This is a genomic window from Sutterella wadsworthensis 2_1_59BFAA (genome assembly GCF_000297775.1).
In the GTDB taxonomy this organism is placed as follows: domain Bacteria; phylum Pseudomonadota; class Gammaproteobacteria; order Burkholderiales; family Burkholderiaceae_F; genus Sutterella; species Sutterella wadsworthensis_A.
This window is the reverse complement of sequence record NZ_JH815513.1, coordinates 326,554-351,072: the sequence shown is the minus strand read 5'-3', so window position 1 is coordinate 351,072 and position 24,519 is coordinate 326,554. Positions and strand designations below refer to the sequence as shown.

General features: G+C 62.4%; 17 protein-coding genes. 6 read left to right on the top strand and 11 right to left on the bottom strand.

Annotated features, from left to right (window positions below):
* Nucleotides 1-232: 232 nt before the first annotated feature.
* From HMPREF9465_RS01610 to HMPREF9465_RS01590, 5 genes are all read right to left on the bottom strand, one after another.
* Nucleotides 233-1,489 (bottom strand): hypothetical protein, encoded by a 1,257-nt coding sequence (locus HMPREF9465_RS01610; RefSeq protein WP_005433450.1) that lies wholly within the window; start codon nucleotides 1,487-1,489, stop codon nucleotides 233-235.
* Between the two features lie 191 nt (nucleotides 1,490-1,680).
* A complete protein-coding gene (putP, locus tag HMPREF9465_RS01605) occupies nucleotides 1,681-3,165 on the bottom strand; it encodes a sodium/proline symporter PutP (RefSeq protein WP_005433449.1) in 1,485 nt (494 codons plus the stop codon).
* Between the two features lie 230 nt (nucleotides 3,166-3,395).
* On the bottom strand, nucleotides 3,396-4,502 hold the full coding sequence (gene moaA, locus HMPREF9465_RS01600) for a GTP 3',8-cyclase MoaA (protein ID WP_005433448.1): 1,107 nt from the start codon (nucleotides 4,500-4,502) through the stop codon (nucleotides 3,396-3,398).
* Between the two features lie 56 nt (nucleotides 4,503-4,558).
* Nucleotides 4,559-5,509 carry a ribosome small subunit-dependent GTPase A gene (rsgA, locus tag HMPREF9465_RS01595; RefSeq protein WP_005433447.1) on the bottom strand — a complete coding sequence of 317 codons (951 nt, stop codon included), beginning with the start codon at nucleotides 5,507-5,509 and terminating at the stop codon, nucleotides 4,559-4,561.
* A gap of 63 nt (nucleotides 5,510-5,572) precedes the next feature.
* Nucleotides 5,573-6,925 carry a M48 family metalloprotease gene (locus tag HMPREF9465_RS01590; RefSeq protein ID WP_005433446.1) on the bottom strand — a complete coding sequence of 451 codons (1,353 nt, stop codon included), beginning with the start codon at nucleotides 6,923-6,925 and terminating at the stop codon, nucleotides 5,573-5,575.
* Between the two features lie 131 nt (nucleotides 6,926-7,056).
* Between HMPREF9465_RS01590 and orn the strand changes: the two genes are divergently transcribed.
* Nucleotides 7,057-7,626 (top strand): oligoribonuclease, encoded by a 570-nt coding sequence (gene orn, locus HMPREF9465_RS01585; RefSeq protein ID WP_005433445.1) that lies wholly within the window; start codon nucleotides 7,057-7,059, stop codon nucleotides 7,624-7,626.
* A gap of 346 nt (nucleotides 7,627-7,972) precedes the next feature.
* Complete coding sequence (locus tag HMPREF9465_RS01580) at nucleotides 7,973-8,770, top strand: FAD-binding oxidoreductase (RefSeq protein WP_005433439.1); 798 nt, start codon at nucleotides 7,973-7,975, stop codon at nucleotides 8,768-8,770.
* Between the two features lie 616 nt (nucleotides 8,771-9,386).
* On the opposite strand, the gene dcuC is transcribed toward HMPREF9465_RS01580, so the two are convergent.
* From dcuC to HMPREF9465_RS01555, 5 genes are all read right to left on the bottom strand, one after another.
* Complete coding sequence (gene dcuC / locus HMPREF9465_RS01575) at nucleotides 9,387-10,652, bottom strand: C4-dicarboxylate transporter DcuC (RefSeq protein ID WP_005433433.1); 1,266 nt, start codon at nucleotides 10,650-10,652, stop codon at nucleotides 9,387-9,389.
* Between the two features lie 237 nt (nucleotides 10,653-10,889).
* Entirely contained in the window at nucleotides 10,890-12,182 is a 1,293-nt protein-coding gene (locus HMPREF9465_RS01570) for an AI-2E family transporter (RefSeq protein ID WP_005433431.1), read from the bottom strand.
* 20 nt (nucleotides 12,183-12,202) lie between these two features.
* Nucleotides 12,203-13,147, bottom strand: a complete 945-nt coding sequence (locus tag HMPREF9465_RS01565) for a LysR substrate-binding domain-containing protein (RefSeq protein WP_005433424.1) — start codon at nucleotides 13,145-13,147, stop codon at nucleotides 12,203-12,205.
* A gap of 68 nt (nucleotides 13,148-13,215) precedes the next feature.
* Nucleotides 13,216-15,309, bottom strand: coding sequence for an ATP-dependent DNA helicase RecG (recG, locus tag HMPREF9465_RS01560; protein ID WP_005433422.1), 2,094 nt, complete (start codon nucleotides 15,307-15,309; stop codon nucleotides 13,216-13,218).
* Nucleotides 15,310-15,332: 23 nt separating this feature from the next.
* Nucleotides 15,333-15,713, bottom strand: a complete 381-nt coding sequence (locus HMPREF9465_RS01555) for a Rid family detoxifying hydrolase (RefSeq protein ID WP_005433420.1) — start codon at nucleotides 15,711-15,713, stop codon at nucleotides 15,333-15,335.
* A gap of 836 nt (nucleotides 15,714-16,549) precedes the next feature.
* Between HMPREF9465_RS01555 and HMPREF9465_RS01550 the strand changes: the two genes are divergently transcribed.
* From HMPREF9465_RS01550 to HMPREF9465_RS01535, 4 genes are all read left to right on the top strand, one after another.
* Entirely contained in the window at nucleotides 16,550-18,535 is a 1,986-nt protein-coding gene (locus HMPREF9465_RS01550; RefSeq protein ID WP_005433419.1) for a fumarate reductase flavoprotein subunit, read from the top strand.
* Nucleotides 18,536-18,555: 20 nt separating this feature from the next.
* Entirely contained in the window at nucleotides 18,556-19,371 is an 816-nt protein-coding gene (locus HMPREF9465_RS01545) for a fumarate reductase iron-sulfur subunit (protein WP_005433417.1), read from the top strand.
* A gap of 187 nt (nucleotides 19,372-19,558) precedes the next feature.
* Nucleotides 19,559-20,956 carry an aspartate ammonia-lyase gene (locus HMPREF9465_RS01540; protein WP_005433413.1) on the top strand — a complete coding sequence of 466 codons (1,398 nt, stop codon included), beginning with the start codon at nucleotides 19,559-19,561 and terminating at the stop codon, nucleotides 20,954-20,956.
* Between the two features lie 171 nt (nucleotides 20,957-21,127).
* Nucleotides 21,128-22,453, top strand: coding sequence for an anaerobic C4-dicarboxylate transporter (locus HMPREF9465_RS01535; RefSeq protein ID WP_196793840.1), 1,326 nt, complete (start codon nucleotides 21,128-21,130; stop codon nucleotides 22,451-22,453).
* A gap of 172 nt (nucleotides 22,454-22,625) precedes the next feature.
* Here the strand turns inward: HMPREF9465_RS01535 and HMPREF9465_RS01530 are convergent, their stop codons facing one another.
* The gene (locus tag HMPREF9465_RS01530; RefSeq protein WP_005433409.1) at nucleotides 22,626-24,242 is read right to left on the bottom strand and encodes a carboxylesterase/lipase family protein; all 1,617 of its coding nucleotides are present in this window, start codon (nucleotides 24,240-24,242) and stop codon (nucleotides 22,626-22,628) included.
* Nucleotides 24,243-24,519: the final 277 nt, after the last annotated feature.

The window sequence follows — 24,519 nt, the reverse complement described above, 5'->3', positions numbered from 1 at the left end:
GAGGGGAGTGAGCGTGTCCTTGCCCGAGGAGGCCTCACGGACATCGCCCCAACAGGGCGATGGAGTAAAGCTTGCCGTGAGAAGTCAGCAGAGGCCATGGTGCCAAGCAGGAGGGTGCTCGGGTTGGCAATACATGGTCAGCTCCATGTTTGCAAGTGCAGGGGGAGGGGTTTCGTGAAAAAGACGGTCTCGCGCAGGAAGCGCAGGGCCGTCTTTTTGCATGTGCCGCGCGTCAGTTGAGGAAGTGTGCGGGCATGACGGGGGCGAAGTTTGGGTTGAGCGGCATGGAGACGCCGCGGGCGTTCACGTAGATGCGGCCGCCCTCGTCCTCGTATTCATAGTAGCGGGGCTCTTCGTGGATGACGACGTCGGTGAGGCCGAGCATGTTGAAGAAGCGTTCGAAGTTGGTGGCGTATGTGTTGAGGTCGACGCCCGTGTCCTGGAAGGAGATGCAGTCGCCCGAGAAGGGCTGGTCGCGGGAGGTCTCCATGGAGAGTGCAATGCGGATTTCGGAGGCGTAGATCTTGGCCGCGTCGGGACGCGAGCAGAAGATGGCGATCGAGGCGCAGAATTGGTCGGGCTCGCAATCCGCCGTCTGCACGGCATTTGTAAGGAGCGGGTAGATGCGGAAGGGCGAGAGCTGCTGCTCGAAGAAGTCGAGTCCCTTGACGAGGGGCATGGGTTCCGTGAAGATCGTCTGGCAGGACGCGATGTTGGACTTGAGGGCCTCCTGCATGTCGAACGCAAACGGATTCTTGAGGATCTGGTTGGGATCGAAGTGGCCGCTGACGCAGAACTCGGGGTGGCGCGTGGTGTCCCACCAGCGGTAGGGATGCACGACGGCGAGCTCGCCCGCAGGCACGGTTACGGTGATGACGAGGTGGCGCAGGTAGAGGCCGTAGATGCGTTCGTTCTCAAGCGCGGCGATGGGGTCATCCTCGCCTTCGGGTACGTCGAGGTGTTCCTTGGTGTAGAGGGTTCCCTTGCATTCGGCCATCGCACGCGTGAGCCTGCCCGCCGTCTCGGTATCGTTGGCGGGCCCTTGGTTGCTGCGGAGCATTTCATGGAAGATCGTGATCTTGGCCTTCGGGTTGATGTAGTGCTTCTTGAGGATCTCGACAACCTTGTCGGCGGTTTCCTGCGAGAGCGTGACGTTGGGGCAGGCGGTCTTGAAGAACGTGCTCATCATCAGGCCGACCATCAGCATCGATGTGGACTCGGTCGGGGTCCTGTATTCGTACTTCACCTCGGAGAGCATGCCGTAGAAGTTCCCGCGGGCCTCGTTGGCGACGGAAGGATGCTGGGCCTCGATCTTGTCGAAGACTTCGTTGGCCATGATGTAGAAGTCGTCGGAGAGCGGCTTCTCGAGGATCGTGCGCAGACGCCGCTCGAGGATGTCACGGTCGGCGAGGGTCGTATAGGCCGTCAGGCGGTTGAGGATGAAGCTGAGTTCGCGGCGCTGGGCCGCAAGATGTGAAGAGCGTGCCATGAATGAAGGTCATGCGGCAGCCGGTTGCGGGCGCCGCGGAAAGCGGGATGGGGACGGCCGCTGCGGCGGCTTCCCCGAAAAGCGTTGTGCAGGAGATTCTAACGGATTTGGCCTGCACGGACTGCATTCGGGTCGGATGTGAAAAGAGGAGCGCGAGGCTCCTCTTTTCAATCGTGGCAGGCCTGAAGCGGTCAGGCGGGATTGCGCACGGCGGCCTGGACTTCGTCGAAGGTCTTCGCGATGCTCTTGGAGGGAGCCTTGTCGAGAAGGCTCACGACGACGATGGCGATGAGGGCGAAGACGAAGCCCGGAAGGATTTCGTAGAGGCCGAGCCAGGCGTAGTGGTTCCAGACGAGGACCGTGACGGCGCCGGTGATCATGCCCGCGAGCGCGCCGTTGCGCGTCATGCGGCGCCACCAGAGCGACATGATGATGACGGGGCCGAAGGCCGCGCCGAAGCCCGCCCAGGCGTAGGAGACGAGGGAGAGCACGAGGCTGTTGGGGTCGCGGGCGAGCCAGACGGCGACGACCGAGACGAGGAGCACCATGCTGCGGCCGAACCAGACGAGTTCGCGCTGGGAGGCGTTGCGGCGGATGAACGTGCGGTAGAAGTCCTCGGTGAGAGTCGACGAGCACACGAGCAGCTGGCAGGAGAGCGTGGACATGACGGCCGCGAGAATGGCGGACATTAGGATGCCGGCGATCCAGGGATTGAAGAGAAGGCCCGAGAGGACGATGAAGACGCGCTCGTGGTTCTGTTCGACGAGGGAGGCGACGTCGCGGTGCTCGGCGAAGAAGGCCGCGCCGAAGAAGCCGACGGCGACGGCGCCCGAGAGGCAGAAGCTCATCCAGAGGGTGGCGACGCGGCGGGCGTTCGGGATCACCTTGATGGAGCGGGTGGCCATGAAGCGCACGAGGATGTGCGGCTGGCCGAAGTAGCCCAGACCCCAGGCGAGAAGGCTGACGATGCCCACGAGGGTGTGGCCCTCGAGGATGTTGAGCATCTTGATGTCGACGCTCGCGACGCACTCGGTGGCGGCGGTGAAGCCGCCGAGGTCGTACATGACGGCGATCGGCGTCACGATCAGGGCGAGGCACATGAGGAGAGCCTGAATCGTGTCGGTCCAGGAGACGGCGAGGAAGCCGCCCACGAAGACGTAGCAGATCGTGGCGGCGGCGCCCAGAATGAGGGCCGTCTCATAGGACATGCTGAAGGTGTTCTCGAAGAGGCGGGCGCCCGCGACCACGCCCGAGGCGCAGTAGATCGTGAAGAAGAGCAGGATCACGACGGCGGCGATGATGCGCAGCAGGTTTTGCTTGTCCTCGAAGCGGTGCGAGAAGTAGTCGGGGAGCGTGAGCGCGTTGTGGGTCTTCTCCGTGTAGACGCGCAGGCGGGAGGCGACGACGCACCAGTTGATGTAGGAGCCGAGGACGAGGCCGATGCCGATCCACGACTGGGAGATGCCGGCGAGGTAGACGGCGCCGGGCAGGCCCATCAGAAGCCAGCCGGACATGTCGGAGGCGCCGACCGAAAGGGCCGTCACGAAGCCGCCGAGGCTACGTCCGCCGAGAATGTAGTCGCCGTAGCTGCGGGTGTGGTAGTAGGCGTAGAAGCCGACGCACACCATGACGAGCAGATAGCCGACGAAGGTGATCGCAGTGGGATTGCTGAACATAAGGGGGACCCTTTCTTATATTGATTGTTCGCCGGGCGGGGGCGCGGCGGGCGCGTCATCGAGAAGGGGGCCTGGCAGGGTGAAGAAAACGGGCGCAAAAAAAAAGCGCGGCCTGGCCGCCGGATGACCGAAGACTTGTGTTCGGGTATTCAAGTATACGGACGCGAACGCCTTCTGTCCCACTGAACGGGAGAAAAGGTGAAGGACTAAGGCAAGATGCCTAGGCGAAACTACCCGCCGATGTAGCTCATTTCGATCTTCGCGCGCTCGGGCGCGAGACCGAGCGAACGGAGCTCGGAGTAGTGGTTGTCGCGGGCGGACCAGATTCGGCCGAGCGCTTGCTCGATCTCGAAGTCGGTGGCGCCGCCGCGGAGCATCGTGCGGATGTCGTAGCCCTCGGTCGCGAAGAGGCAGAGGTAGAGGCGCCCGTCCATGCTCAGGCGCGCGCGGGAGCATTCGCCGCAGAAGGCCTGGGTGACGGAGGAGATGCAGCCGAATTCGCCAGCGCCGTCCAGATAGCGCCAGCGGGAGGCGGTTTCACCCGGATAGTTGGCGCCGACGGGCTCGACGGGCCACTTTGCGCGGATCATCCCGACCACCTCCGCGGAGGGAACGACGTCGGTCATGCGCCAGCCGTTGGAGGTGCCCACGTCCATGTACTCGATGAAGCGGGGGATGATGCCCGTGTGGCGGAAGTGTTCGCAGATGCGGACGATTTCGGACTCGTTCACTCCGCGCTTGACGACGGTGTTGATCTTGACGCGAAAGCCCATGTCGGCCGCAAGCCTGATGTTGTCGAGCACTTTGGCGGCGGGAAAGCCCACGTCGTTGAAGCTCTGGAAGATGCCTTCGTCGAGCGCGTCGAGGCTGATCGTGACGCGGTCGAGGCCCGCGTCGCGCAGGGCCTGCGCCTTCTTGTGAAGGATGGAGGCGTTCGTCGTGAGCGCGATGTCGATGTCGCGGCCGTCGGGCGTCCTGAGCCTGCGCAGTTCTGCGACAAGTTCCTCGAGGCCCTTTCTGAGCAGGGGCTCGCCGCCCGTGAGGCGCAACTTCTCGACGCCGTTGGCGACCACGATGCGCGCGATGCGCAGGATTTCCTCGAAGGTGAGGAGCTCGGTGTGGGCGAGAAAGGCGTGGGGATTGCTGAACTTCTCCTTGGGCATGCAGTAGCGGCAGCGGAAGTTGCAGTGGTCGGTCACCGAGATGCGCAGGTCCCTCAGGGGGCGTCCGCGGGTGTCGGTCCAGTGGCCTACCGAGCGTCGCACGGCGCCTGTCTGCGGAACCGGAAGACTGCGCACGGGGGCGGGATTCGTAGCGATGGGAATGACCTCGGCCATGACGGTGGACCTCTGTGGAACGTTTCTGCGGGAGTCGTTTCGGGGAAATTGAATGATTATAGAGGCAGCGTGTCGGCGTGGACTGCGAGCGACCTGTAGAAGGCGTAGCGCGCCTCGTCGACCTCGCCCGCCTCGACGGCGGCCTTGACGCCGCAGCCGGGCTCCTCGAGGTGCCGGCAGTTGAAGAAACGGCAGCCCGAGACGTGCGCTGCGATGTCGGGCATGGCGCGCAGGATGTCGTTGAGCGAGAGGTGTGCGAGGCCGAACTCCTGGAAGCCCGGGGTGTCGATGACGCTGCCTTGCCAGTCGTCGTACTTGGCGTCGTACCAGCGAGCGGCGGTGGTCGTCTGCTTGCCGAGGTTGAGGGCCACGGAGAATTCGCGCGTGGCGGCCTGGGCGTGCGGGACGAGAAGGTTGAGGATCGTGGACTTGCCCATGCCCGACTGGCCGACGAGGAGCGAGGCTCGGCCTTCGAGACGCTCGATGAGGCGGGCGCGGGTCGCCTCGGGCTCGCCCGTGGCGGAGACCGTGATGACGTCGTGGCCGATCGACTCGAGAAGGCGTACGGCGGCCGCAGCCTCCTCGGCGCCTTCGGCAAGTTCGGCCTTGTTGCGGATGACGAGCGCGGGGATGCCTGCCTGATGGGCGGCGAGAAGCGCCCTCCAGATGAACCAGGGGTTGAAGGTCGGGCGGGACGCGAAGACGATGCAGACGAGGTCGATGTTGGCGGCGAGCGACTTGATGCGCCATTCGTCGGAGCGGTAGAGAAGGTTTCGGCGCTCTCGGATCGACTCGATGGCGGAGACGCCCGAGACCGGTTCGGTGCACTCGACGACGTCGCCCACAACGACGTCGCCCTTCTTGCCGCGGCGGTGGGCTTCAAGCACGGCGCCGTCCTCCGTCGTCACGAAGTAGTGGCGGCCGTGGCCTGCGGTGACGCGGCCTGTGATGAGGGGGGCGGCAGCTTCGGCGGTCGGACGGTGCTTGCGGGACGGAGTTTTGGTCATGGGACAGTAGCTGAGGTTCGTGAGCGGACGTGAGCCGCGAAGAAAGGTTGCTGGTGAGGTAGTTTAGTCCGCTTCGGGCGCTCGGGGCTCGGCGGGCTTCGGAAAGAGGTGCTCGAGCCGGCCGCCGGGCGCCGACAGGCGCTTGAGGCGCTGCAGGTTCGCAACGCGCATGCCGGGGTGCGGACGCTTGTAGTGAAAGAGCGAATAGACGAGGGACGGCGAGAGAGATGTCGTCGTGTCCTTGTGCAGCTTCACGAGGGCGCTGATCATCGGGTCGAGTCCCGCGATGCGCGCGGCGTGCAGGTCCGCGTCGTACTGCATGAGGCGTGCGGCGAGGTTGAGCAGGGGCGAGAGCGGGTAGAGAAGCATGGGGAAGACGACGAGCGCGACCGCGCAGACGCTGCCCGCATGGGTGCCGGGCATGTCGAGCGTGAGCATCGGCGAATAGTTGAAACCCTCGAAGAACTGGACGTGCGTGGCGCCCCAGCCCGCGAGCCAGCAGAAGATGTAGGAGACGGCGACGTTGATGAGGAGGCGGAGCACGCCGTGGAAGTGGCGCACGTGTGCGGCCTCGTGGGCGGCGAGCGCGACGATCTCGTCCTTCCTGAGCAGGTGCGCGACGTGCGCGAAGACGATGACGCGGCGCCTGAGGCCCCAGCCCGAGAGCACGATGTTGGAGTGGTCCCAGGAGGCGGGGCGGGTCATGACGACCATTTCGGTCATGGTGATGCCCTGACGGTGCAGGCTCTCCCGAACGGCCTCGCGGGTTTCGGCGTTCGCATAGGGGCGGCTCCGGCGCTTCCAGAAGACGCCGTAGACGCTCGAGAGCTTCCAGCGCCAGAGGAGATAGACGAGCCAGACGCCCCATGCGAGCTTCCACCAGTCGCCGCCCGCGTATTCGAAGATGGTGAGAAGCGCGGCGGAGACGGGCATGAAGACGAGCCAGCCCCAGAGGGCCTCTGAAAGGGTGCGCGAGAGCCAACGCATGCGCGGCTCGCGCATGTAGCCGTAGCGTTCCTTGACGCGGTAGCGGGCCCACCATCCGAAGGGAAGCTCGATGAGGAGCATGAGGAGGACGATCAGGCTGATGAGGACCCAGTCGGCGGGAATGCCCGGACCCATGATCGTCTCGATGACGGCCGTGAAGACGTTGAGGCCGTTGCCGAACGTCATGAAGAGCGCGAAGCCCGCGCCCACCACGGTGAGCAGAAGGTTCGCTTGGGCGAGTTCGCCCGTGTAGTCCGCCGCCTTTCGAATGCCCGCGAGCGTGAGCTTTTCCTCGAAGCCCTCGGGCACGCGTCCGCACGACTTCTCGGCCGCGCGGGTCTGCAGGATCGTGACCGCGCACTCGAGCGTCACGTATAGCGCAAGGATGCTGACGAAGGTGTGCTCGATGAAGGTGGCGTGCAGGGACATGGGACGGACTGCGCGGACGGGCGTGATGAAAGGGACGATAATCCTATATTATGGCGGATCGGCGTCCCCGCAGGAAAGACGCGGGGGGCGGAGCGCCTCTGCTCGAACCTCTTTTGGACAAACGACTACCCATGACGAACGACATTGAACGAGATCCCGCGTATTCGGACGACAACCTGATCTGGATCGACATGGAGATGACCGGGCTTCAGCCCGAGGTGAATCGCGTGATCGAGGTCGCGGCGATCATCACCGACAAGAATCTGAACATCCTGCACAAGGGCCCCGTGGTTGCCGTGCATCAGAGCGACGAGGTCCTCGACGGCATGGACGCCTGGAACACCGACACGCACACCCGCTCCGGACTCGTGGCCCGCGTGAAGGAAAGCACGATCGACGAGGCCGAGTGCGAGAAGATCTTCCTCGAGACCTTCCGCCGCTTCGTGCCGCAGGGCAAGAGCCCGATGTGCGGCAACACGATCGGCCAGGACCGCCGCTTCATGGCGCGCTGGCTCCCGAACCTCGAGGAGTACTTCCACTACCGCTACCTCGACGTCTCGACCCTCAAGGAGCTCACCCGCCGCTGGGCTCCCGAAAAGACGCGCAACATCCAGAAGGCCACGAAGCACCAGGCCCTCTCCGACATCGAGGAAAGCATCGAGGAGCTTCAGTACTACCGCCGCGAGATCCTGAAGATCTGACGGACGGACCTCATCTGAATTGACGAAGACGGCTGTCTCCCTTGCGGGGGACGGCCGTTTTTCTTTGATTTTTTCATTTCAAACGCTGCGCAGGGAGGACTTCCCGAGTGCAGTGTCTGCGCACGAAAGGGGTTGATAAGGGTTGATTCCTATACCGAAAAGGGTAGTGGATCTGTAAGGGGTAGTCTGGTTTATCTAAAAGATCAACAAAAGTCGATGCGAAAGGATTAGGTGGTAGTAGTTAGGGGTATGCTTTAAACAACAGGACGCCGAGACCGGGCGTCAGCTGAAAGCCATTTGCAAAGCGCTCGAAACGCCTGCGCAAGAATTAAAAAGGAGAAGCATCATGTTCGGATTTTTCGAAAAGAAGGAAGCTCACGTTGATGAAGTCAAGGCCCCGGCCTTCGTCGAATGGAAGGGCTGGCGCAAGTTCAAGGTGATGAACCGCAAGCAAGAATGCGTCGACACGACCACCTTCACGCTGATGCCCGCCGACGAGCAGCCGCTTCCCGCCTTCCGCGCCGGCCAGGGCGTGGCGCTTCGCCTCGAGGGTTTTGAGCCGCGCGCCTACACGCTTTGCAGCACGCCCGACGAAGGCTGCTACCGCATCACCATCAAGGTGCTCGACAACGACCGCGGCGCCCTTTCCGCCCAGCTCGCCCAGTGCCTGCACGTCGGCGACGAGATCGAGGTTTCCGAACCCGCTGGCGGCTTCGTTCTTGACGACCGTGAAACTCCCGTCGTGATGATCGCCGAAGGCATCGGCATCACCCCGATGGTCGCGATGCTCTCCGAGATCGCCACCGACCACCCGCTGCGCCGCGTGCATCTCATCTACTCCACGAAGAACGGCGAGCACTTCCCGCTTCAGGAGGAGACGAAGAACCTCATCAAGCTTATTCCCGACAGCGGCATGGCCGTGGGCTACACCGAACCGCGCTTTGACGAACACGTCGGCCAGGACTACCAGTTCACGGGTAAGCTGATGCCCGCCACGCTGCGTCACGCCTGCATGGACGCCGAAAGCGACGTCTATCTCTGCGGCTCCGAAATCTTCGTCGAGTACGTGCGCAACATCATCCTGCAGTACCGCACGATTCCCGCCGATCACATCCACACCCAGGTGTTCGTGCGCACCCGCTGATCTGAACGGAATTGATAATCCCCTCCCAATCGATTGGAAGGGGATTCTGGGGGGCCGTATCCCCCCCCCCCCATTCTAGTCCCTACCCAATTCGGGCAGTAGCGGGCTGCATCAAACAGCCCTCATCGGTTTCGTCTAGCTTTTTCAAGCTTCTGAAAGCGGACGGAACGTTTGACCGTCGGATTCCTGCTTGGTCATGACGTTCATGAAGGAGTCGTGCAGATGCTTGATCTCCTCGCACGAATTTCCTTCACGAGTCTCGTGAGTTCCTCGCCGTGATGATCACGTTGGGAGGAGCTGCGGCGATGAGCGCAAGGAAGCGGGGGGCGGCGAGAGAGGTGTTCCGGTTGCAGTCGTCTGCCGTGCCGAGGATCCCGCGGGAAGGTGAAGGATGGGCAGGCGCGGACACGCAGGAAGGTCCTTCGCAGTCTCTGGGGGCGGGAGCGGGAGGAGATGAGGTGCGTGGAGCAGGGGGTTGCGGGTCGGGCGGGCGGCGCTGCAGGACGAGAGGCGAGAGACGGGGAGAAAGAGGGAAATGAAAAGGGCCGCACCTTTCGGAACGGCCCTTCTTGTCTCTGTCATGAAGCTCTCGGAGAGGACTTCAGGCTCTGATGAATTAGACCATCAGGAGAGCGCAGGCGACGACAGCGACGATACACGGAACGGCGGTGCGCTTGATGACTTCGATCGGGGAGACCATGGCGATACCGGACACGAGAATCGTCACGCCGGCGAGCGGGGACATCGTGCGGCCGAGAGCGCCGGTCAGGAAGGCGAGACCGCCAAGACCCGGGATGGTCATGCCGAAGGATTCGGCGTGCGGGGTCACAGCTTCGTTGAAGGCCTGGGTGGCAGCGTCGCCGGAACCGGTGATGACGCCCATGATCCACGGACCGAGGGAGCCGCCCCAACGGGCGAATTCGTTGGAGTCCTTAAGGGCGGCGACGGCGGCGTCAATGAGACCCGTGGCGCGGAGACCGGCGGCGAACACGCCGGCGGCGATGATGATGCCCATCACGTCGGCATAGCCCTTGCCCATGCCGCTGAAGAATTCCTTCGTGAGCTGCTGCGGGTTGGCGCGGGCGATGACGAGAGCGGCGATGGCGCCGATCAGCATGGCCTGGGCAACGCCCATCTTGATGGCCGGAAGGCAGGTGTTGCCGAGCACGAGGATGGCAATGGGCACGAACGGAACGATGGCCTTGAGCGGGGACGGAACGAAGTCCATCTTCTGGAGCTTGGATTCGTCGACCTGGGCGTTCTTGTCACCCTTGTGGTCGCCGAGGATGAAGGCGACGAGAGCAATGCCGACGATGAGGATGGCGCCGCACATCAGGGAGAACGTGGAGTGATAGGCGATGAAGTCCATTTCAGACATCTTGGCCATGTTGGCGACGAAGACGTTGTGGGACGTGCCCGGAGAGAGGTACGAACCGATCGTGCCGCCGAGAACGGCAGCAGCGGCGGCGGCCGGTTTGATGCCGGCGCGGAGCATCACCGGAATGAGCGTCGAACCGACGGCGGCAGCGCAGCCGGCGGCAGACGGAATGGCGATGTTGATGAAGAACGTGATCGTCGTGCAGACCGGCAGCAGGAAGATGCCGAGGCCGCGGATCGGGGAGGCGAGGTAGTGAACGAGAGAACGGTCACACTGCGTGTAGGAAGCCACGAAGGCAAAGCCCATCGAGCCGCAGATTGCCATGATGAGGGACTTGTTCGTCATGGACTTGCCCATGGCGTCAAGACCGTACATCGGGTCAAGACTAATGCAGCAGAGGAAGAGACCGGCGGCAAGAAGCACCAGTCGCGTTTCATAGCGCTTGATCAGGGCCCAGACCGTAACGAGCGTCACGGCAATGGCGACCCAGCTTTGAATCGACATAAGAAACTCCAAATCCTTTGGTTGTTGAGTGTTTTTATGGGTAGGGCCGCTCTGTAACAGACTCCGCCTGAGGGCGGTCCTCCGAATACAGTTGCTAGTATGCCCTACTGTCAAGGATCGCGCCTGAAGGTTTTTACGTACTGCTTCAGGCAAAAAGGAGCTTCAAAAGGGCCTGATCGGGTCCTAAAAAAGGAGGTTGCAGTTCTGCAACCTCTTGATACGCAACACTTTCCGTAGTTATTCGGAGGTGTTTTCCTGATCAGATGGATTATCTAGGGAATTTCCCTTGGTTTGAGTGCTTTCGCGTTTCTCCAGCTTGATCGGACGCCTGCTTCTGCGGGGACGGTCGGGATCAAGCTTCGCGGCGAGGATCGGATTCTTGAGCCATGCCTGAAGCATGGAGAGGCCGACGGCGAGCAGGATCGGGCCGAGGATGAGGCCGAGGAAGCCGAAGGCGATCACGCCGCCGAAGACGCCCAGGAAGATGAGGGCGAGGGGCAGTGAGGAGCCGCGCGCGATGAGGATCGGCTTGAGGAAGTTGTCCACGCTCGAGACGGCGAGGAGCCCCCAGAGGACGAGGAAGACGGCCATGCCCGTTTCGCCCTGCGAGTAGAGCCAGATGGCGGACGGGCCCCAGACGAGGGGAGGTCCGATCGGGACGATCGAGAGGACGAAGACGAGTGTGCAGAGCATGAGGATGCCAGGCACGCCTGCGATCCAGAAGCCGATGCCTGCGACGACGGCCTGGCCGAGCGCGGTGCCCACGAGGCCGAAGACGACGGAACGGGTCGTGTTGACGAGGATCTTCGTGAGTTCGTTCGAGAGGTCGCCCGAGACGCGCTTCATCAGGGCCTGCACGCGGTCGGCGAACCAGGCGCCGTCGCGGTAGAAGAAGAACACGATGAAGGTGACGAGGGCGAGCTGCAGGAGGATGTTGCTCACGTTGACGGCTGCATTGAGAAGCGCGGCCGAGAGCGGCTCGAGGAGCTTCTGCATGGTGGTCGAGAGCGACGCGGGGTCGATCGCGAAGAGCAGCTGGTCGTGAAGCCAAGGGCCGATGCCCGGAATCTCGGAGATGGCGGGCGGAATCGTGAAGCCGCTAGCGATCCATTCGCGGATGACGGAGATGCCCTTGGGGATCTGCTGTGCGAGCGCGATGAGCAGGAAGCTCGACGGGATCAGCACGCCGATGATGAGCAGGAAGACCATCAGGAGCGCGGGCAGCGTCGTGGAGCCGCCCGCCGACGAACGGGCGCTCGCGAAGAGCGGCCATGTGACGACGGCGAGAATCGCCGCGATGACGATCGCGGTGAGGAACGGCTCGATGATGAAGTAGCAGCCGATCGAGACGGCCACGGCAAGTACGACGCGGATGAGCAGGTCGACGCGCTCGCTGAAGCTGAGCATGGAACGCAGCGTCTGCGGGCCGCGGTTGCGTTCGGCGGCGGGCGACTGGGCGTGGGGCTCAGGCTGGGCCGCCTGCGCGGACGGACCGGGCTCCGCGCCCGTTCGGGTGTCGGGTTGGTTCATGATGGCCTCGGCGGTGCGGCTCAGTCGGCGACGGGCGGCTCGTCAAGATAGAAGCAGCCGTTGAGCGTGGTGCTCTTGACCGCCTGGGCGAGCGTCTCGATCGCGCTCATGCGCGTGAAGCTCTTGCGCCAGACCATGATGACGCGGCGCGAGGGCGACGGGCTCTTGAACGGGATCGTCTTGATGCTGTTGACGTTCGAGCGCAGATAGGGCACGCAGGAGGCGGGCAGCACGGTAATGCCGAGCCCCTGGGCGACCATGTGGCAGATCGTCTGCAGCGAGGAGCCCTCGACCGTGCGCTGGACGTCGGCGATGCCGATGTTGGCGCGCACGAGGTCCGGGCAGATGCCGATGATCTGGTCGCGGAAGCAGTGGCCGGCGCCGAGCAGAAGCATCGTCTGGTCGCGCAGTTCCTGCGGACCGATGTAGTTGCGGTTGACCCACGGATGGTGGGACGGAACGGTGACGACGAAGCTTTCCTGATAGAGGGCCTGGGTCATGAAGCCCGTGTCGGAGATCGTGTCGGCCATGATGGCGACGTCGATGGCGCCCGTGCGCAGCTGGGAGATGAGCTCGGTGGTGTACGTCTCCTCAAGGTAGACGGGCATCTTCGGGGCGAGCGTGGAGAGCTTCACGATGAGCTCGGGCATGAGGTACGGGGCGACCGTGTAGATCATGCCGAGGCGGATCGGGCCGGCGAGCGGATCCTGACCGCGCTTGGCGATCTCTGAGATGAGACGGCTTTCCTCGAGCACCTTCTGGGCCTGCTCGATGATGGCGGCGCCCACGGGCGTGATCGAGATGTCGGGCGTGCGGCGCTCGAAGATCGAGACGCCGAGCTCTTCCTCGAGCTTCTTGATGGCGACGGAAAGGGAGGGCTGACTCACGAAGCAGGATTCGGCGGCGCGGCCGAAGTGCCTTTCACGGGCCACCGCGATGACGTACTTGAGTTCGGTGAGAGTCATGATCAGGGATCCTTGTTTGTGGATTGTATGAATATGGTAGTGCGGTTGCGGGACGTTTCGCAAAGGGCTCATGCGGCTAGGAATTCGCCAGCCGTCTTGAACCAGCGGGCCGCGTGCCTGAGGGCCGCATCCCTGTCCTTTTCGAGCCAGGCATCGGCCGTGCGGCGTGCGGCGGCAAGGAGCGCCTCGTCGCGATCGAGATCCGCAAAGCGTAGGAGCGGCGTGCCCGACTGGCGTTCGCCGAGGAATTCTCCGGGGCCGCGCATCTCGAGGTCGCGCCTCGCGATCTCGAAGCCGTCGGTCGTGTCCCTGATCGCCTTGAGGCGCTCCCATCCCGCGGGCGAGATGTCCTCGCCGAAAAGCAGGATGCAGGCGCTCTGGGTGGCGCCGCGGCCGACGCGGCCGCGAAGCTGGTGGAGTTGCGCGAGGCCGAAGCGCTCTGCGTGCTCGATCACCATCAGGGTTGCATTGGGAACGTCGACGCCCACCTCGATGACGGTGGTGGCGACGAGAATCTGGGTGAGGCCCGAGACGAAGTCCTGCATGACGGCATCCTTCTCGGCAGCGGGCATCGCACCGTGCACGAGGCCGACGGTGAGGTCGGGCAGGCGCTGCTGAAGGTCGTCGCGGCAGACGGTCGCGGGTGTGAGGTCGAGCTTGTCGCTTTCCTCGATGAGCGGACAGACCCAGTAGACCTGGCGGCCCTGCGCAACGACACTCCTCACGACGGAAAGCACGTCGTCCTTGCGGGAGGTCTTCACGGTCTTGGTGACGACGGGCGTGCGGCCGGGCGGCAGCTCGTCGATGACCGAGACGTCGAGGTCCGCGAGGTAGCTCATGGCGAGCGTGCGCGGAATCGGGGTCGCGGAGAGCATCAGGAGGTGAGGGACGAGGGCGGACTCTGGGCGGGTGCGCAGCGCAAGTCGCTGGGCAACGCCGAAGCGGTGCTGCTCGTCGACGATCGCAAGCCCGAGGTTCGCGAATTTGACGCCTTCCTGAATGAGGGCGTGGGTGCCGATGACGATGCGTGCTTCGCCTGAGGCGACGGCCTCGAGCGCGGCATTCTTCTCCGCGGTCTTGAGGCGGCCCGTGAGCCAGGCGGTGCGGATGCCCAGAGGCTCGAGCCAGGCGGCGATCTTCCTGAAGTGCTGCTCGGCGAGGATCTCGGTGGGCGCCATGAGGGAGGCCTGATGACCCGAGGCCACGGCGCGCAGGGCGGCGAGCGCAGCTACGACGGTCTTGCCGCTGCCGACGTCGCCCTGAACGAGGCGGTGCATGGGACGGTTCGCGGCCAGATCGGCGAGGATCTCGTCCGTGACGCGGCGCTGGGCGTTCGTGAGGTTGAAGGGAAGCTGCGCAAGGAAGCAGCCGACCAGTTCGGCGTCGTCGCCCGCGAGCGGCGGGGCGGTGCGCTGAAAGGCCACGGCGCGCGATTCGCGCAGCGTGATCTGCTGGGCGAGGAGTTCGTCGAAGATGAGCCTGCGCCAGGCGGGGGCGGAGCGCTCCTGCAGACCGATGACGTCGGCGCCCGAGGGCGGCGTGTGGATGTAGGAGAGTGCTTCGCGAAGGCCGGGAAGGCCGAACTTCGTCCTGACCGCCTCGGGCACGAGGTCCGTGAGGTCCAGATCGAGCAGTGCGCGGTCGATGCGCTTGCGAAGCCATCGCTGCTGGATGCCTTCGCCTGCGGGGTAGACGGGCGTGAGCGCATTGGGCAGTTCGGTCTCGGCAGCCTTGCCGGACTTGATGCGCGGATGCACCATCTCGAGCCCGCCGTAGTAGCCCTCGCGCGGCTCGCCGTAGAGGCGCACGGTGCTGCCGACGGCAAGTTGCTTCTGGATGGACGGGAAGTAGTGGAGGAAGCGGATCGTGATGCTGCCCGTCGAATCCTCGACGACGGCCTGAAGCTGCTGACCGCGGCCCGTGCGCACGAAGCGCTGGTCTGCGACGCGGCCCTCGATCTGGGCGTGCGTGTTCACGGCGAGCGAGCCGATGGGTGTGACGCTCGTCTCGTCCTCATAGCGAAGCGGGAGGTGAAGCGCAAAGTCCCAGTCGCGCACGAGCCCGAGCTTCTCGAGCCTGACGTCAAGGGGCGCGAGCTTCTCCTGACGGATGACGCCCGAGGCGCGCTCCTGCTGTTTCGGGGCGGCGGCCATGTTCTGCATATATACAAAGATGGGGGATTGCCTTACGGCATCGTCACCACGGCCTCGATCTCGACGCGGGCGGCCTTGGGAAGTGCGGCGACCGCGAAGCAGGAGCGGGCGGGATAGGGCTTGGACATGACTTCGGTCATCACCTTGTTGACCACGGCGAACTCGTTGATGTCTGCAAGGAAGATCGTCATCTTGACGGTGTTGCCGAGCGTGGTGCCCGCTGCGGCACAGATCGCCTCGAGATTGGCGAAGGCCTGTCGAGCCTGAGCCTCGACGCCCTCGGCAAGTGCGCCCGTTGCGGGCACTAGACCAAGCTGGCCCGACGTGAAGAGGAAGCCCTCGGCGAGCGTCGCCTGACTGTAGGCGCCGATGGCGGCGGGGGCGTTGTCGGTGTGGACGGGATTGACGGGCATGGTGGGTATCCTCCGAAGTCGGTGCGCGCATGTCGGGCGCGTTGCGGCGAAATCCGCTGAATGCCTATATTCTATCGGAAAATTTTGCACGATAGGGGATGATTCTATCGGATTTGTTAAGGAACACTATAAAGCCTATGAGGAGGAAAAGTGAGTATAAATACGCAGAATTCCCTAGGCGAGACGGCCTACAACGAGATTAACATTTAAGGCATTTTAGGGGTTAACGTGTATTACTTGAGTGGTAGTACCTTGGGATAGGTTGGCGCGCAGTCCTAGGTAGGAGCCCGTTCGGGGGGCGCCGGAGGGCGGATCGGGCGAATGCTTGGGGAATCAGGAGAAGCGGGGCGATCAGAGATTTGAGGACCCTTGACTGAATCTTAAGAAAAAAACAGAAACCTAGGGTTACCCCGAATGTTTCTGAGGTGGTAGTAGTAATAAACTGCGCGTGACTTAAGAAAAGCCGCCTTGGGTGTTTTGCCTAGTTCGAAAGAATCGATGCTGACACGGGTGACCGTAGAAATACGTAGCTTTTCGAGAAGGCAGATCGTAAAGATTGGGCAAAGTTTGACGCAGACGTCATCCTCCCGACTTTCCCGCTACCCGATTTCGGCAAAGCTGATATAAGGAATGCGGAGAAAGAAAGCGTTACTTTCTTGCTTCAAAGTCCGCCTCTTGAACGACTGCCGCAAGGTCGTGAAGAGGCCAGTTCAACTGAGTCGCACCAGGAGAACGGCGATTCAGGTGAATTGACGGAATCTGACCCCGTGCCGGGCAGGGCGGAACCCCAGTTTCGCTCCCGGCACATCGTCTTTGGATCTAGGAGACCATTGGAAATGAAAATTATCTACACCGACGTGCTCGTGATCGGTGGCGGTCTTGCCGGTCTGCGTATGGCCGTTGCTGCCAAGCGCCGTGGGCATGACTCGATCGTCCTGTCGCTGGTTCCGCCGAAGCGCAGCCATTCCAAGGCTGCTCAGGGCGGCATGCAGGCTTCGCTCGGCAACGTCATCAAGGGCGTCGGCGACAACGAAGACGTCCACTTCGGCGACACGGTCCGCGGCTCCGACTGGGGTGCTGACCAGGAAGTCGTCCGCATGTTCGTGAACACCTCCCCGAAGGCCGTGCGTGAGCTCGCTGCCTGGGGTGTGCCCTGGAGCCGCATCACCCCGGGTGATCGCCAGGTCATCATCAATGGTGAAAAGGTCACCATTACCGAACGCAAGGAAGCTGCCGGCCTCGTCGCCCAGCGTGACTTCGGCGGCACGAAGAAGTGGCGTACCTGCTACGTGTCCGACTGTACCGGTCACTCCATGCTCAACGCCGTTTCCGACCGCATCATCGCCGAACAGGTCCCGGTCATCGAACGCGTTGAAGCCCTCTCTCTGATTCACGACGGCAAGCGCTGCTACGGCGCCATCGTTCGCTGCCTCATCACGGGCGAACTCATGGCCTACGTGTCCAAGGCTACGGCCATCGCCACGGGCGGTGCCGGCCGTATCTATCGCGTGACGACGAACGCCGTCATCTGCGAAGGCACCGGCTACGACCTCGCTCTCGAAACGGGCGTCGCCTCCCTCGGCAACATGGAAGCCATCCAGTTCCACCCGACCGGCATCTTCCCCGCCGGCATTCTCGTCACGGAAGGTTGCCGTGGTGACGGCGGTCTGCTCCGCGACGTCGACGGCCACCGCTTCATGCCGGACGTCGAACCGGAAAAGAAGGAACTCGCCTCCCGCGACGTGGTTTCCCGCCGCATGGAAGAACGCATTGCCCAGGGCAAGGGTGTGAAGAGCCGCTTTGGCGAACACATCTGGCTCGACATCACGCTTCTTGGCGAACACCACATCAAGCACAAGCTGCGTGAAGTCTACGAAATCTGCCATTACTTCCTCGGCGTTGACCCGACGAAGGAATGGGTGCCCGTCCGTCCGGCCCAGCACTACACCATGGGTGGCGTGCGTACGAAGCCGACCGGCGAATCCCCGACGCTCAAGGGCCTCTTCGCTGCCGGCGAAGCCGCCTGTTGGGACATGCACGGCTTCAACCGCCTCGGCGGCAACTCCGTTGCTGAAACCGTCGTGGCCGGCATGATCGTCGGTGAATTCATCGCCGACTTCTGCGACAAGGCTGAAAACGGCATCGACATCCCGACGTCCCTCATCTACGGCGCTCTCGCCAAGGAAGAGGCTCGCCTGAAGTCCTTCATGAACAATGGCGGCTCTGAAAACGCCTATGAAATCCGCACCCGCATGCAGGAAATCATGACGACGAAGATCGGCATCTTCCGCAAGGGCGCTGACATGGAATCCGCCGTCGCTGAACTTGAAGAGCTCTACAAGCGCTCCTTCAAGGTGTCCGTCAAGGACGTGGTCGGCCCGAACCCCGAGCTCATCTACGCCTACCGTACCCAGAAGATGCTCCGCGTGGCCCTCTCCGTGGCCTACGGCGCTCTCAACCGCAAGGAATCCCGCGGCGCTCACTACCGCGAAGACTTCCCGGTTCGTAACGACATCGAATGGCTCAACCGTACGATCGCTACGTGGAAGGAAGGCGACACGCTGCCGACCCTCAACTACGAAAAGCTTGATATCAGCAAGATGGAACTTCCCCCGGGCTTCCGCGGCTACGGTGTGAAGAACTACATCGAAAATCCGGAATCGGCCAAGCGCCAGGCTGAAGTTGACGCTATCCGCGCCAAGATGGAAGCCGCCGGTGCCGACCGCTTCGCTATTCAGGACGCCCTCATGCCCTACCAGGATCTGCTGCCGAAGCGCCTCAAGGGCAAGAACGAACGCGTTGATGAACCGCTGAAAGACTAATTTTGGAGATTGACGTCAAAATGGCTGATATTCAACAGACCACCAACAAGCAGCACCGCATGCTCAAGATCAGCATCCTGCGCTTCAACCCGCAGGATCCTGAGAGCGTGCCGCACATGCAGACCTATGAGCTGGAAGAATCCGATTCGATGACGCTGTTCATTGCTCTCAATGAACTTCGCGACACCCAGGATCCGACGCTCCAGTTCGACTTCGTCTGCCGCGCCGGCATCTGCGGTTCCTGCGCCATGATGATCAACGGCAAGCCGGGTCTCGCCTGCCGTACGCTGACGCGTGACCTTCCGACGGAATTCACGCTCGCCCCGCTTCCCGCCTTCGAACTTATCGGCGACCTCTCGGTCAACACCGGCAAGTGGATGCGCAACATGTCCGAACGCATGGAAACGTGGGTTCACATGAAGGAAGAGGAAGTCGACCTTCGCAAGAAGGAAGTCCCGATGGACCCGCAGCTCGCCGAAGACATCTACGTTCTCGACCGCTGCGTGGAATGCGGCTGCTGTATCGCCGGTTGCGGTACGGTTCGCATCCGCCCGGACTTCGTCGGCGGCGTTGGCATCAACAAGATCGCCCGCTTCCGTCTCGACCCGCGCGACACGCGTAACGACGCCGACTACTACGATATCGTCGGTGACGAATCCGGCGTGTTCGGCTGCATGTCCCTCCTTGCCTGCCATGACTTCTGCCCGAAGGAACTTCCCCTGAAGACGCAGATCGCCTTCATCCGCCGCAAGATGGCTGAACAGGGCATGCGTGGTTACGACAAGGTTCTGCCGACCCAGAAAAAGGCTATTCCCATTAAGCCGGCTAGGCAGTAAAATGTAGGTCGTGAGAGGTGATCTTTTGGTTTGAGATCATTTGATCACCTCTTGCGGTTTCGACCCGTTTCCCGGGATCAGCGTTCAGGACCAAACATAACGCCCCGCGGGAAACACAAACGGTGAGGATCACCGGCAGAGAATTCTCTCTGTCTGGTCCGACCCGAATATTTGAGGAGCAAATAAAATGTCTCGTATTGAAAGCGACTTCCTTGGCGAACTCGAGATTCCGGATGAAGCCTACTACGGCGTCCAGACGATGCGTGGTAAGCACAACTTCAACATCACCGAAATGCCGATGTCCCAGGAACCGTTCTTCGCCATCGCCTACGGCTATGTGAAGAAGGCCTCCGTGATGACGAACAAGGAACTCGGCTGCATCCCGGCCGACGTCGCTGACGCCCTGATCTGGGCCTGCGATCAGATCATCGCTGGCAAGTACAACGACCAGTTCGTCACCGATTGGCTCCAGGGTGGCGCTGGCACGTCCACGAACATGAACTGCAACGAAGTGCTCTGCAACCTCGCTTGCGAACACCTCGGCCTCCCGAAGGGCGACAAGAAGGTCTCCCCGAACGACCACGCCAACTTCGGTCAGTCCACGAACGACTCCTACCCGACGGCCTTCCACCTGTCCCTGATCCTTCGCTCCAACGTCCTTCTCAAGGCTGTTGAAGACCTCGTCGCTTCCTTCTACAAGAAGGCTGAAGAAACCAAGGACGTTCTCAAGATGGGCCGTACCCACCTTCAGGACGCCGTTCCGATGTCCTTCGGTCAGGAATTCCACGGCTGGGGCTTCACCATCGCCGACGAAATCAAGACGATCAAGGAAGCTCAGGAACACCTCAAGGTTGTCAACCTCGGCGCTACCGCCATCGGCACGACCGTGACGACGCATCCGGAGTTCCCGGCCAAGGCTGTCAAGCACCTCGCTGAAATCACCGGCATCGACTTCCGCAACAGCGAAGACCTCATCGCTGCTACGTCCGACTGCGGCTCCTACGTTGCTCTCTCTTCCGCTGTGAAGAGCCTCGCCGTCAAGCTCACGAAGGTCTGCAACGACCTCCGTCTCCTCGCTTCTGGTCCGCGTACGGGTCTCTCCGAGCTCATCCTTCCGCAGCTCCAGCCGGGTTCCTCCATCATGCCGGGCAAGGTCAACCCCGTGATCCCGGAAGTCACCAACCAGGCTGCCTTCCTCGCCATTGGTCTCGACACGACGGTCATGCTCGCCTCTTCCGCCGGCCAGCTCGAACTGAACGTCATGGAACCGGTCATTACGTTCGCCCTCTACATGCAGATGAAGGTCATGACGAATGCCTGCAACCATCTGCGTGAAAAGTGCATCGACGGTATCGTCGTGAACGCCGAACACTGCAAGGATCTCGTCATGGGTTCCCTCGGCATCATCACGATCCTGAAGCCGCACTTCGGCTACAAGCCCTGCGCCAACATCGCTCGTGAAGGCTTCCTCACCGGCAAGTCCCTCCATCAGCTCGTTGTCGAAGAAAAGCAGATGCTTACCCAGGAACAGTGGGACAAGGTCTTCACGTACGAAAACCTCATCAACCCGAAGTTCGAAAAGTAAGATAATAAAGTCTGGATCCAGGCCGCTCTGAAAAAGGGTGGTCCCGGACAAAAAAAAACGAAGCACTCCGGTTTGGGCTCCTGCCCAAGCCGGATTGCTTCGATTAACCAACCAAAGAAAAGAGAGGATTCAAAAGCGGCTCCCGCCGTTTTTGAAGCTAATATGGACTTCATCACCCTTCTCCAGTTCGTGGTCGTTCTCGCCGCGATCTTCCTCGGTGTCCGCCTTGGCGGCATCGGCATTGGCTACGTCGGCGGCGCCGGCGTTCTCGTCCTCGGCCTTGGCTTCGGCATGAAGCCGGGTAATGTGCCCTGGGACGTGATTCTCATCATCGCTTCCGTGATTGCCGCTATTGCTGCCATGCAGCTCGCCGGCGGTCTCGACTACCTCGTTCGCATCGCTGAACGCATCCTCCGTCGCAACCCGAAGCAGATCAACTATCTCGCTCCGGTCGTGACCTATGTGCTTACGCTCTTCGCCGGCACGGGCCACACCGCCTTCTCGATGATCCCGGTTATCGTTGAAGTCGCCAAGGAACAGAACATCCGTCCGGCTGTTCCGCTTTCCATCGCTGTGGTTGCCTCCCAGATCGCCATTACGGCCTCCCCGGTTTCCGCCGCTGTGATCTACATGTCCGGCGTGCTTGAAAAGTTCGGCTGGTCCTATCCCGCCCTGCTCGGCATCTGGATCGTCACGACGTTCGCCGGCTGCATGCTTACGGCCTTCATCATGACGCTCATCTCCAACATGGACCTGAGCTCCGACCCGGTCTACAAGGAACGCCTTGCCAAGGGTCTCGTCAAGGCCCCGAACGCTGCTGAAAAGAAGGAACTCCCGGCCGGCGCCAAGACGTCCGTCCTTATCTTCCTCCTCGGCGTTCTCTGCGTTGTCTTCTACGCCTCCGCCATCTCCCCGGCTGTTGGCCTGATCTCCCCGGTCGTTGTGCCGCGTGACGCCGCTATCTGGTGCTTCATGTTCATCATCGCCACGCTGATCTCCTTCTGCTGCAAGATCGACATCAACAAGATCGGTCAGTCTTCCGTCTTCCAGTCCGGCATGATCGCCTGCATCTGCGTGTTCGGCGTGGCTTGGCTCGGTGACACGTTCGTTTCCGGCCACTCCGCTGAAATCAAGGCCATGGCTGCTGACTCCGTTGCCCAGTATCCGGCTCTCCTCGCTGTGGTGTTCTTCATTGCCGCCATGCTCCTGTACTCCCAGGCTGCTACGGCCAAGGCCATCACCCCGGCCATCGTCGCCGCTCTCGGCATCACCGCTGCCAACCCGGGCGACTCCTACATGCTGGTCGCTTCCTTCGCCGCTGTGTCCGCCCTGTTCGTTCTCCCGACGTACCCGACCCTCCTCGGCGCCGTCCAGATGGACTACACGGGTTCCACCCGCATCGGCAAGTGGGTCTTCAACCACTCCTTCTTCATCCCGGGCGTCCTCGCCATCGTCATTTCCGTCGCTCTCGGCTTCGTTGCCTGCAGCCTCTTCTAATGACTTCGGGATCTGCCGCTCAGCTTGCCTGATCGGCTGACAAAGAAAACACGGGCTCCAATCCTTCGGGATCGGGGCCCGTTTTTCATGGGCGGTTCGTCCGTTCCCAAAAACAAGGCCCCGCTGCGCACAATGTCGCAGCGGGGCCTTGCCGTCAGATGAGTCCGACTGCTCAGCGGGCGGGATTGGCGAGGCGCTCAAACGCCCAGGGATCGCTCACGAGGGACGGGGTCCTCGTGAAGGAGAGGGCCCTGCGGGTGCGGAATTCGAATTCGGGCCAGTGAGCCTTCTGCGTCTTCGCGAACTCAACCCACGAGGAATGCATGGCGTAGGCGAGGGACCTCGGAGCGTCGGCACCGTTCGACTTGAGGGAGCGGGGCGCATCGAGGTTGTCGAAGACGAATGGAAGGTCGTTCGAGTGGGCGGCTCCGATGGGAACGCCGCTCTTTCCTTCGACGGGACTCTCCCAGTCAAAGCTGTAGGCCCAGACCGTCGCGCCGCCCCTGCGCAGGGATTCCATGAGCCGCACGCACGGCATGCGGAAGATGATGTCGCTCTGGATCTGGGCGAATACGTCGCCCGGCGTCGAGCCCCTGCCTGCACGGCGGTAGGCTTCGGGCAGATCGGCGGAAAGCCCGGCGTTGACGCAGAGCGCCTTCACCGCAGCTTCGTTCACCTTGGCGATGAGGCCGTTGGGAACGATGTAGTGTCTCCACTCGGAACGGGTGGAACCGGTGATCACGGCGAGACCCTCGCACGCGCCGGCAGCGATGGCGTCCACGGGACGCACCGGCATGAAGTCGTCGCCCACGTATGCCTTGAAGAGTGCGATGTTGCCGTTGGTGCTCCGGGCCCATGCGGCGTTCTTCGCGAGCCTGCCCGCAAGCGATCCGAAGGCCGCAAGGCTTTCATTGGGTATCTTCAGCATGGCTTCGCGGGTGGGTTCGCAGCCGATGGCGTCGCAGACGAGCTTTGCGGCTTCCTCGGCCTGGGCAGCATCCCGCCACTGTGCGACGGCTGACGGGCTCTGGATGACGGCACCTGCCAACAGTCCCTTCGTGTACGGAGAGGCGATCACGTCGACGAGGTGGGTGCCGCCCGCCGACTGGCCGAAGGCCGTGATCTTGTCGGGGTCGCCGCCGAAGGCCGCGATGTTGGCCTTGACCCATCGCAGGCCTTCGAGAATATCGCGGTTGCCGTTGCCTGAGTCTCCGCCCCTGAGCTTGAGGAAGCCGTCGACGTTCACGCGGTAGGCGAGGGTGACGAGCACGACGCCGTCACGGGCGAAGTTCGTGCCGTCGAAACGTTCGTCGTTCTGGGCACAGCTGATCGATCCGCCGCCCGGCACCCAGACCATGACGGGAAGGTTCTCACCCGCCTTCGGCGCCCAGATGTTCAGGCAGAGCGGACCGTCGCCGCCCACCATCTTCTTCTCGACATTCTTGTCGGGATTGGGCTGGAGCGGAATGCTGCCGTGCTTCAGGCAGTCCATGACGCCCTCGTGCGCGCCGTAGGGTTCGGGCTTCAGGTAGCGGCGCACGGGCTCGTAAGGATTTTTGATGAAGGGAATGCCGAGCCAGCGGCGCACGCCCGTGCCATCAAGCACGCAGCCCCTGTAGGCACCCGTCGGCGCCACGGCGGTCACGTGGGCGGACGCACCTTCGGGGAGCGTCGCAACGGTTGCGGCGGGTTCGGACTTAGGGGCGGCAGCACAGCCCGTCAGAAGGGCGGGGGCGATCGTGACGGAGCCCGCAGTTGCGGCGGCTCCGATGAGTTGTCTTCTTTGCATGGTCTTGGATCTCATGAGGAGCGGCGAGGGGAGGAGCCTGACGCCGTCCGGTCGTTGATGGTTCCCGTCCATTTTAGAAATGTGCGCCTGTTCAGACGGGCCTAATCATTGCAGGCTTGCGCGCGGGCAAGTTACGCGCGTAAGCCGAACAATTCAGATGTCGGGACGGGCGGATCAACAAGAAAAAAGGTTCATCTCGGAAGTCCGTGGAACGCGGCCTTGACTTTTAAGAAAAAGTACAGATCGTCTCGGAAGCCATAAGCTCGTCGCTTAATTT

Excerpts from the sequence above, each read along its gene's own strand:
- HMPREF9465_RS01580 (WP_005433439.1), top strand. The coding sequence starts at position 7,973 with ATGTTCGGATTTTTCGAAAAGAAGGAAGCTCACGTTGATGAAGTCAAG.
- HMPREF9465_RS01530 (WP_005433409.1), bottom strand. The coding sequence starts at position 24,242 with ATGCAAAGAAGACAACTCATCGGAGCCGCCGCAACTGCGGGCTCCGTC.
- HMPREF9465_RS01565 (WP_005433424.1), bottom strand. The coding sequence starts at position 13,147 with ATGACTCTCACCGAACTCAAGTACGTCATCGCGGTGGCCCGTGAAAGG.
- HMPREF9465_RS01590 (WP_005433446.1), bottom strand. The coding sequence starts at position 6,925 with ATGTCCCTGCACGCCACCTTCATCGAGCACACCTTCGTCAGCATCCTT.
- HMPREF9465_RS01540 (WP_005433413.1), top strand. The coding sequence starts at position 19,559 with ATGTCTCGTATTGAAAGCGACTTCCTTGGCGAACTCGAGATTCCGGAT.
- dcuC (WP_005433433.1), bottom strand. The coding sequence starts at position 10,652 with ATGTCGATTCAAAGCTGGGTCGCCATTGCCGTGACGCTCGTTACGGTC.
- HMPREF9465_RS01545 (WP_005433417.1), top strand. The coding sequence starts at position 18,556 with ATGGCTGATATTCAACAGACCACCAACAAGCAGCACCGCATGCTCAAG.
- putP (WP_005433449.1), bottom strand. The coding sequence starts at position 3,165 with ATGTTCAGCAATCCCACTGCGATCACCTTCGTCGGCTATCTGCTCGTC.
- HMPREF9465_RS01550 (WP_005433419.1), top strand. The coding sequence starts at position 16,550 with ATGAAAATTATCTACACCGACGTGCTCGTGATCGGTGGCGGTCTTGCC.
- HMPREF9465_RS01570 (WP_005433431.1), bottom strand. The coding sequence starts at position 12,182 with ATGAACCAACCCGACACCCGAACGGGCGCGGAGCCCGGTCCGTCCGCG.
- moaA (WP_005433448.1), bottom strand. The coding sequence starts at position 4,502 with ATGGCCGAGGTCATTCCCATCGCTACGAATCCCGCCCCCGTGCGCAGT.
- rsgA (WP_005433447.1), bottom strand. The coding sequence starts at position 5,509 with ATGACCAAAACTCCGTCCCGCAAGCACCGTCCGACCGCCGAAGCTGCC.
- orn (WP_005433445.1), top strand. The coding sequence starts at position 7,057 with ATGACGAACGACATTGAACGAGATCCCGCGTATTCGGACGACAACCTG.
- HMPREF9465_RS01555 (WP_005433420.1), bottom strand. The coding sequence starts at position 15,713 with ATGCCCGTCAATCCCGTCCACACCGACAACGCCCCCGCCGCCATCGGC.
- recG (WP_005433422.1), bottom strand. The coding sequence starts at position 15,309 with ATGCAGAACATGGCCGCCGCCCCGAAACAGCAGGAGCGCGCCTCGGGC.
- HMPREF9465_RS01610 (WP_005433450.1), bottom strand. The coding sequence starts at position 1,489 with ATGGCACGCTCTTCACATCTTGCGGCCCAGCGCCGCGAACTCAGCTTC.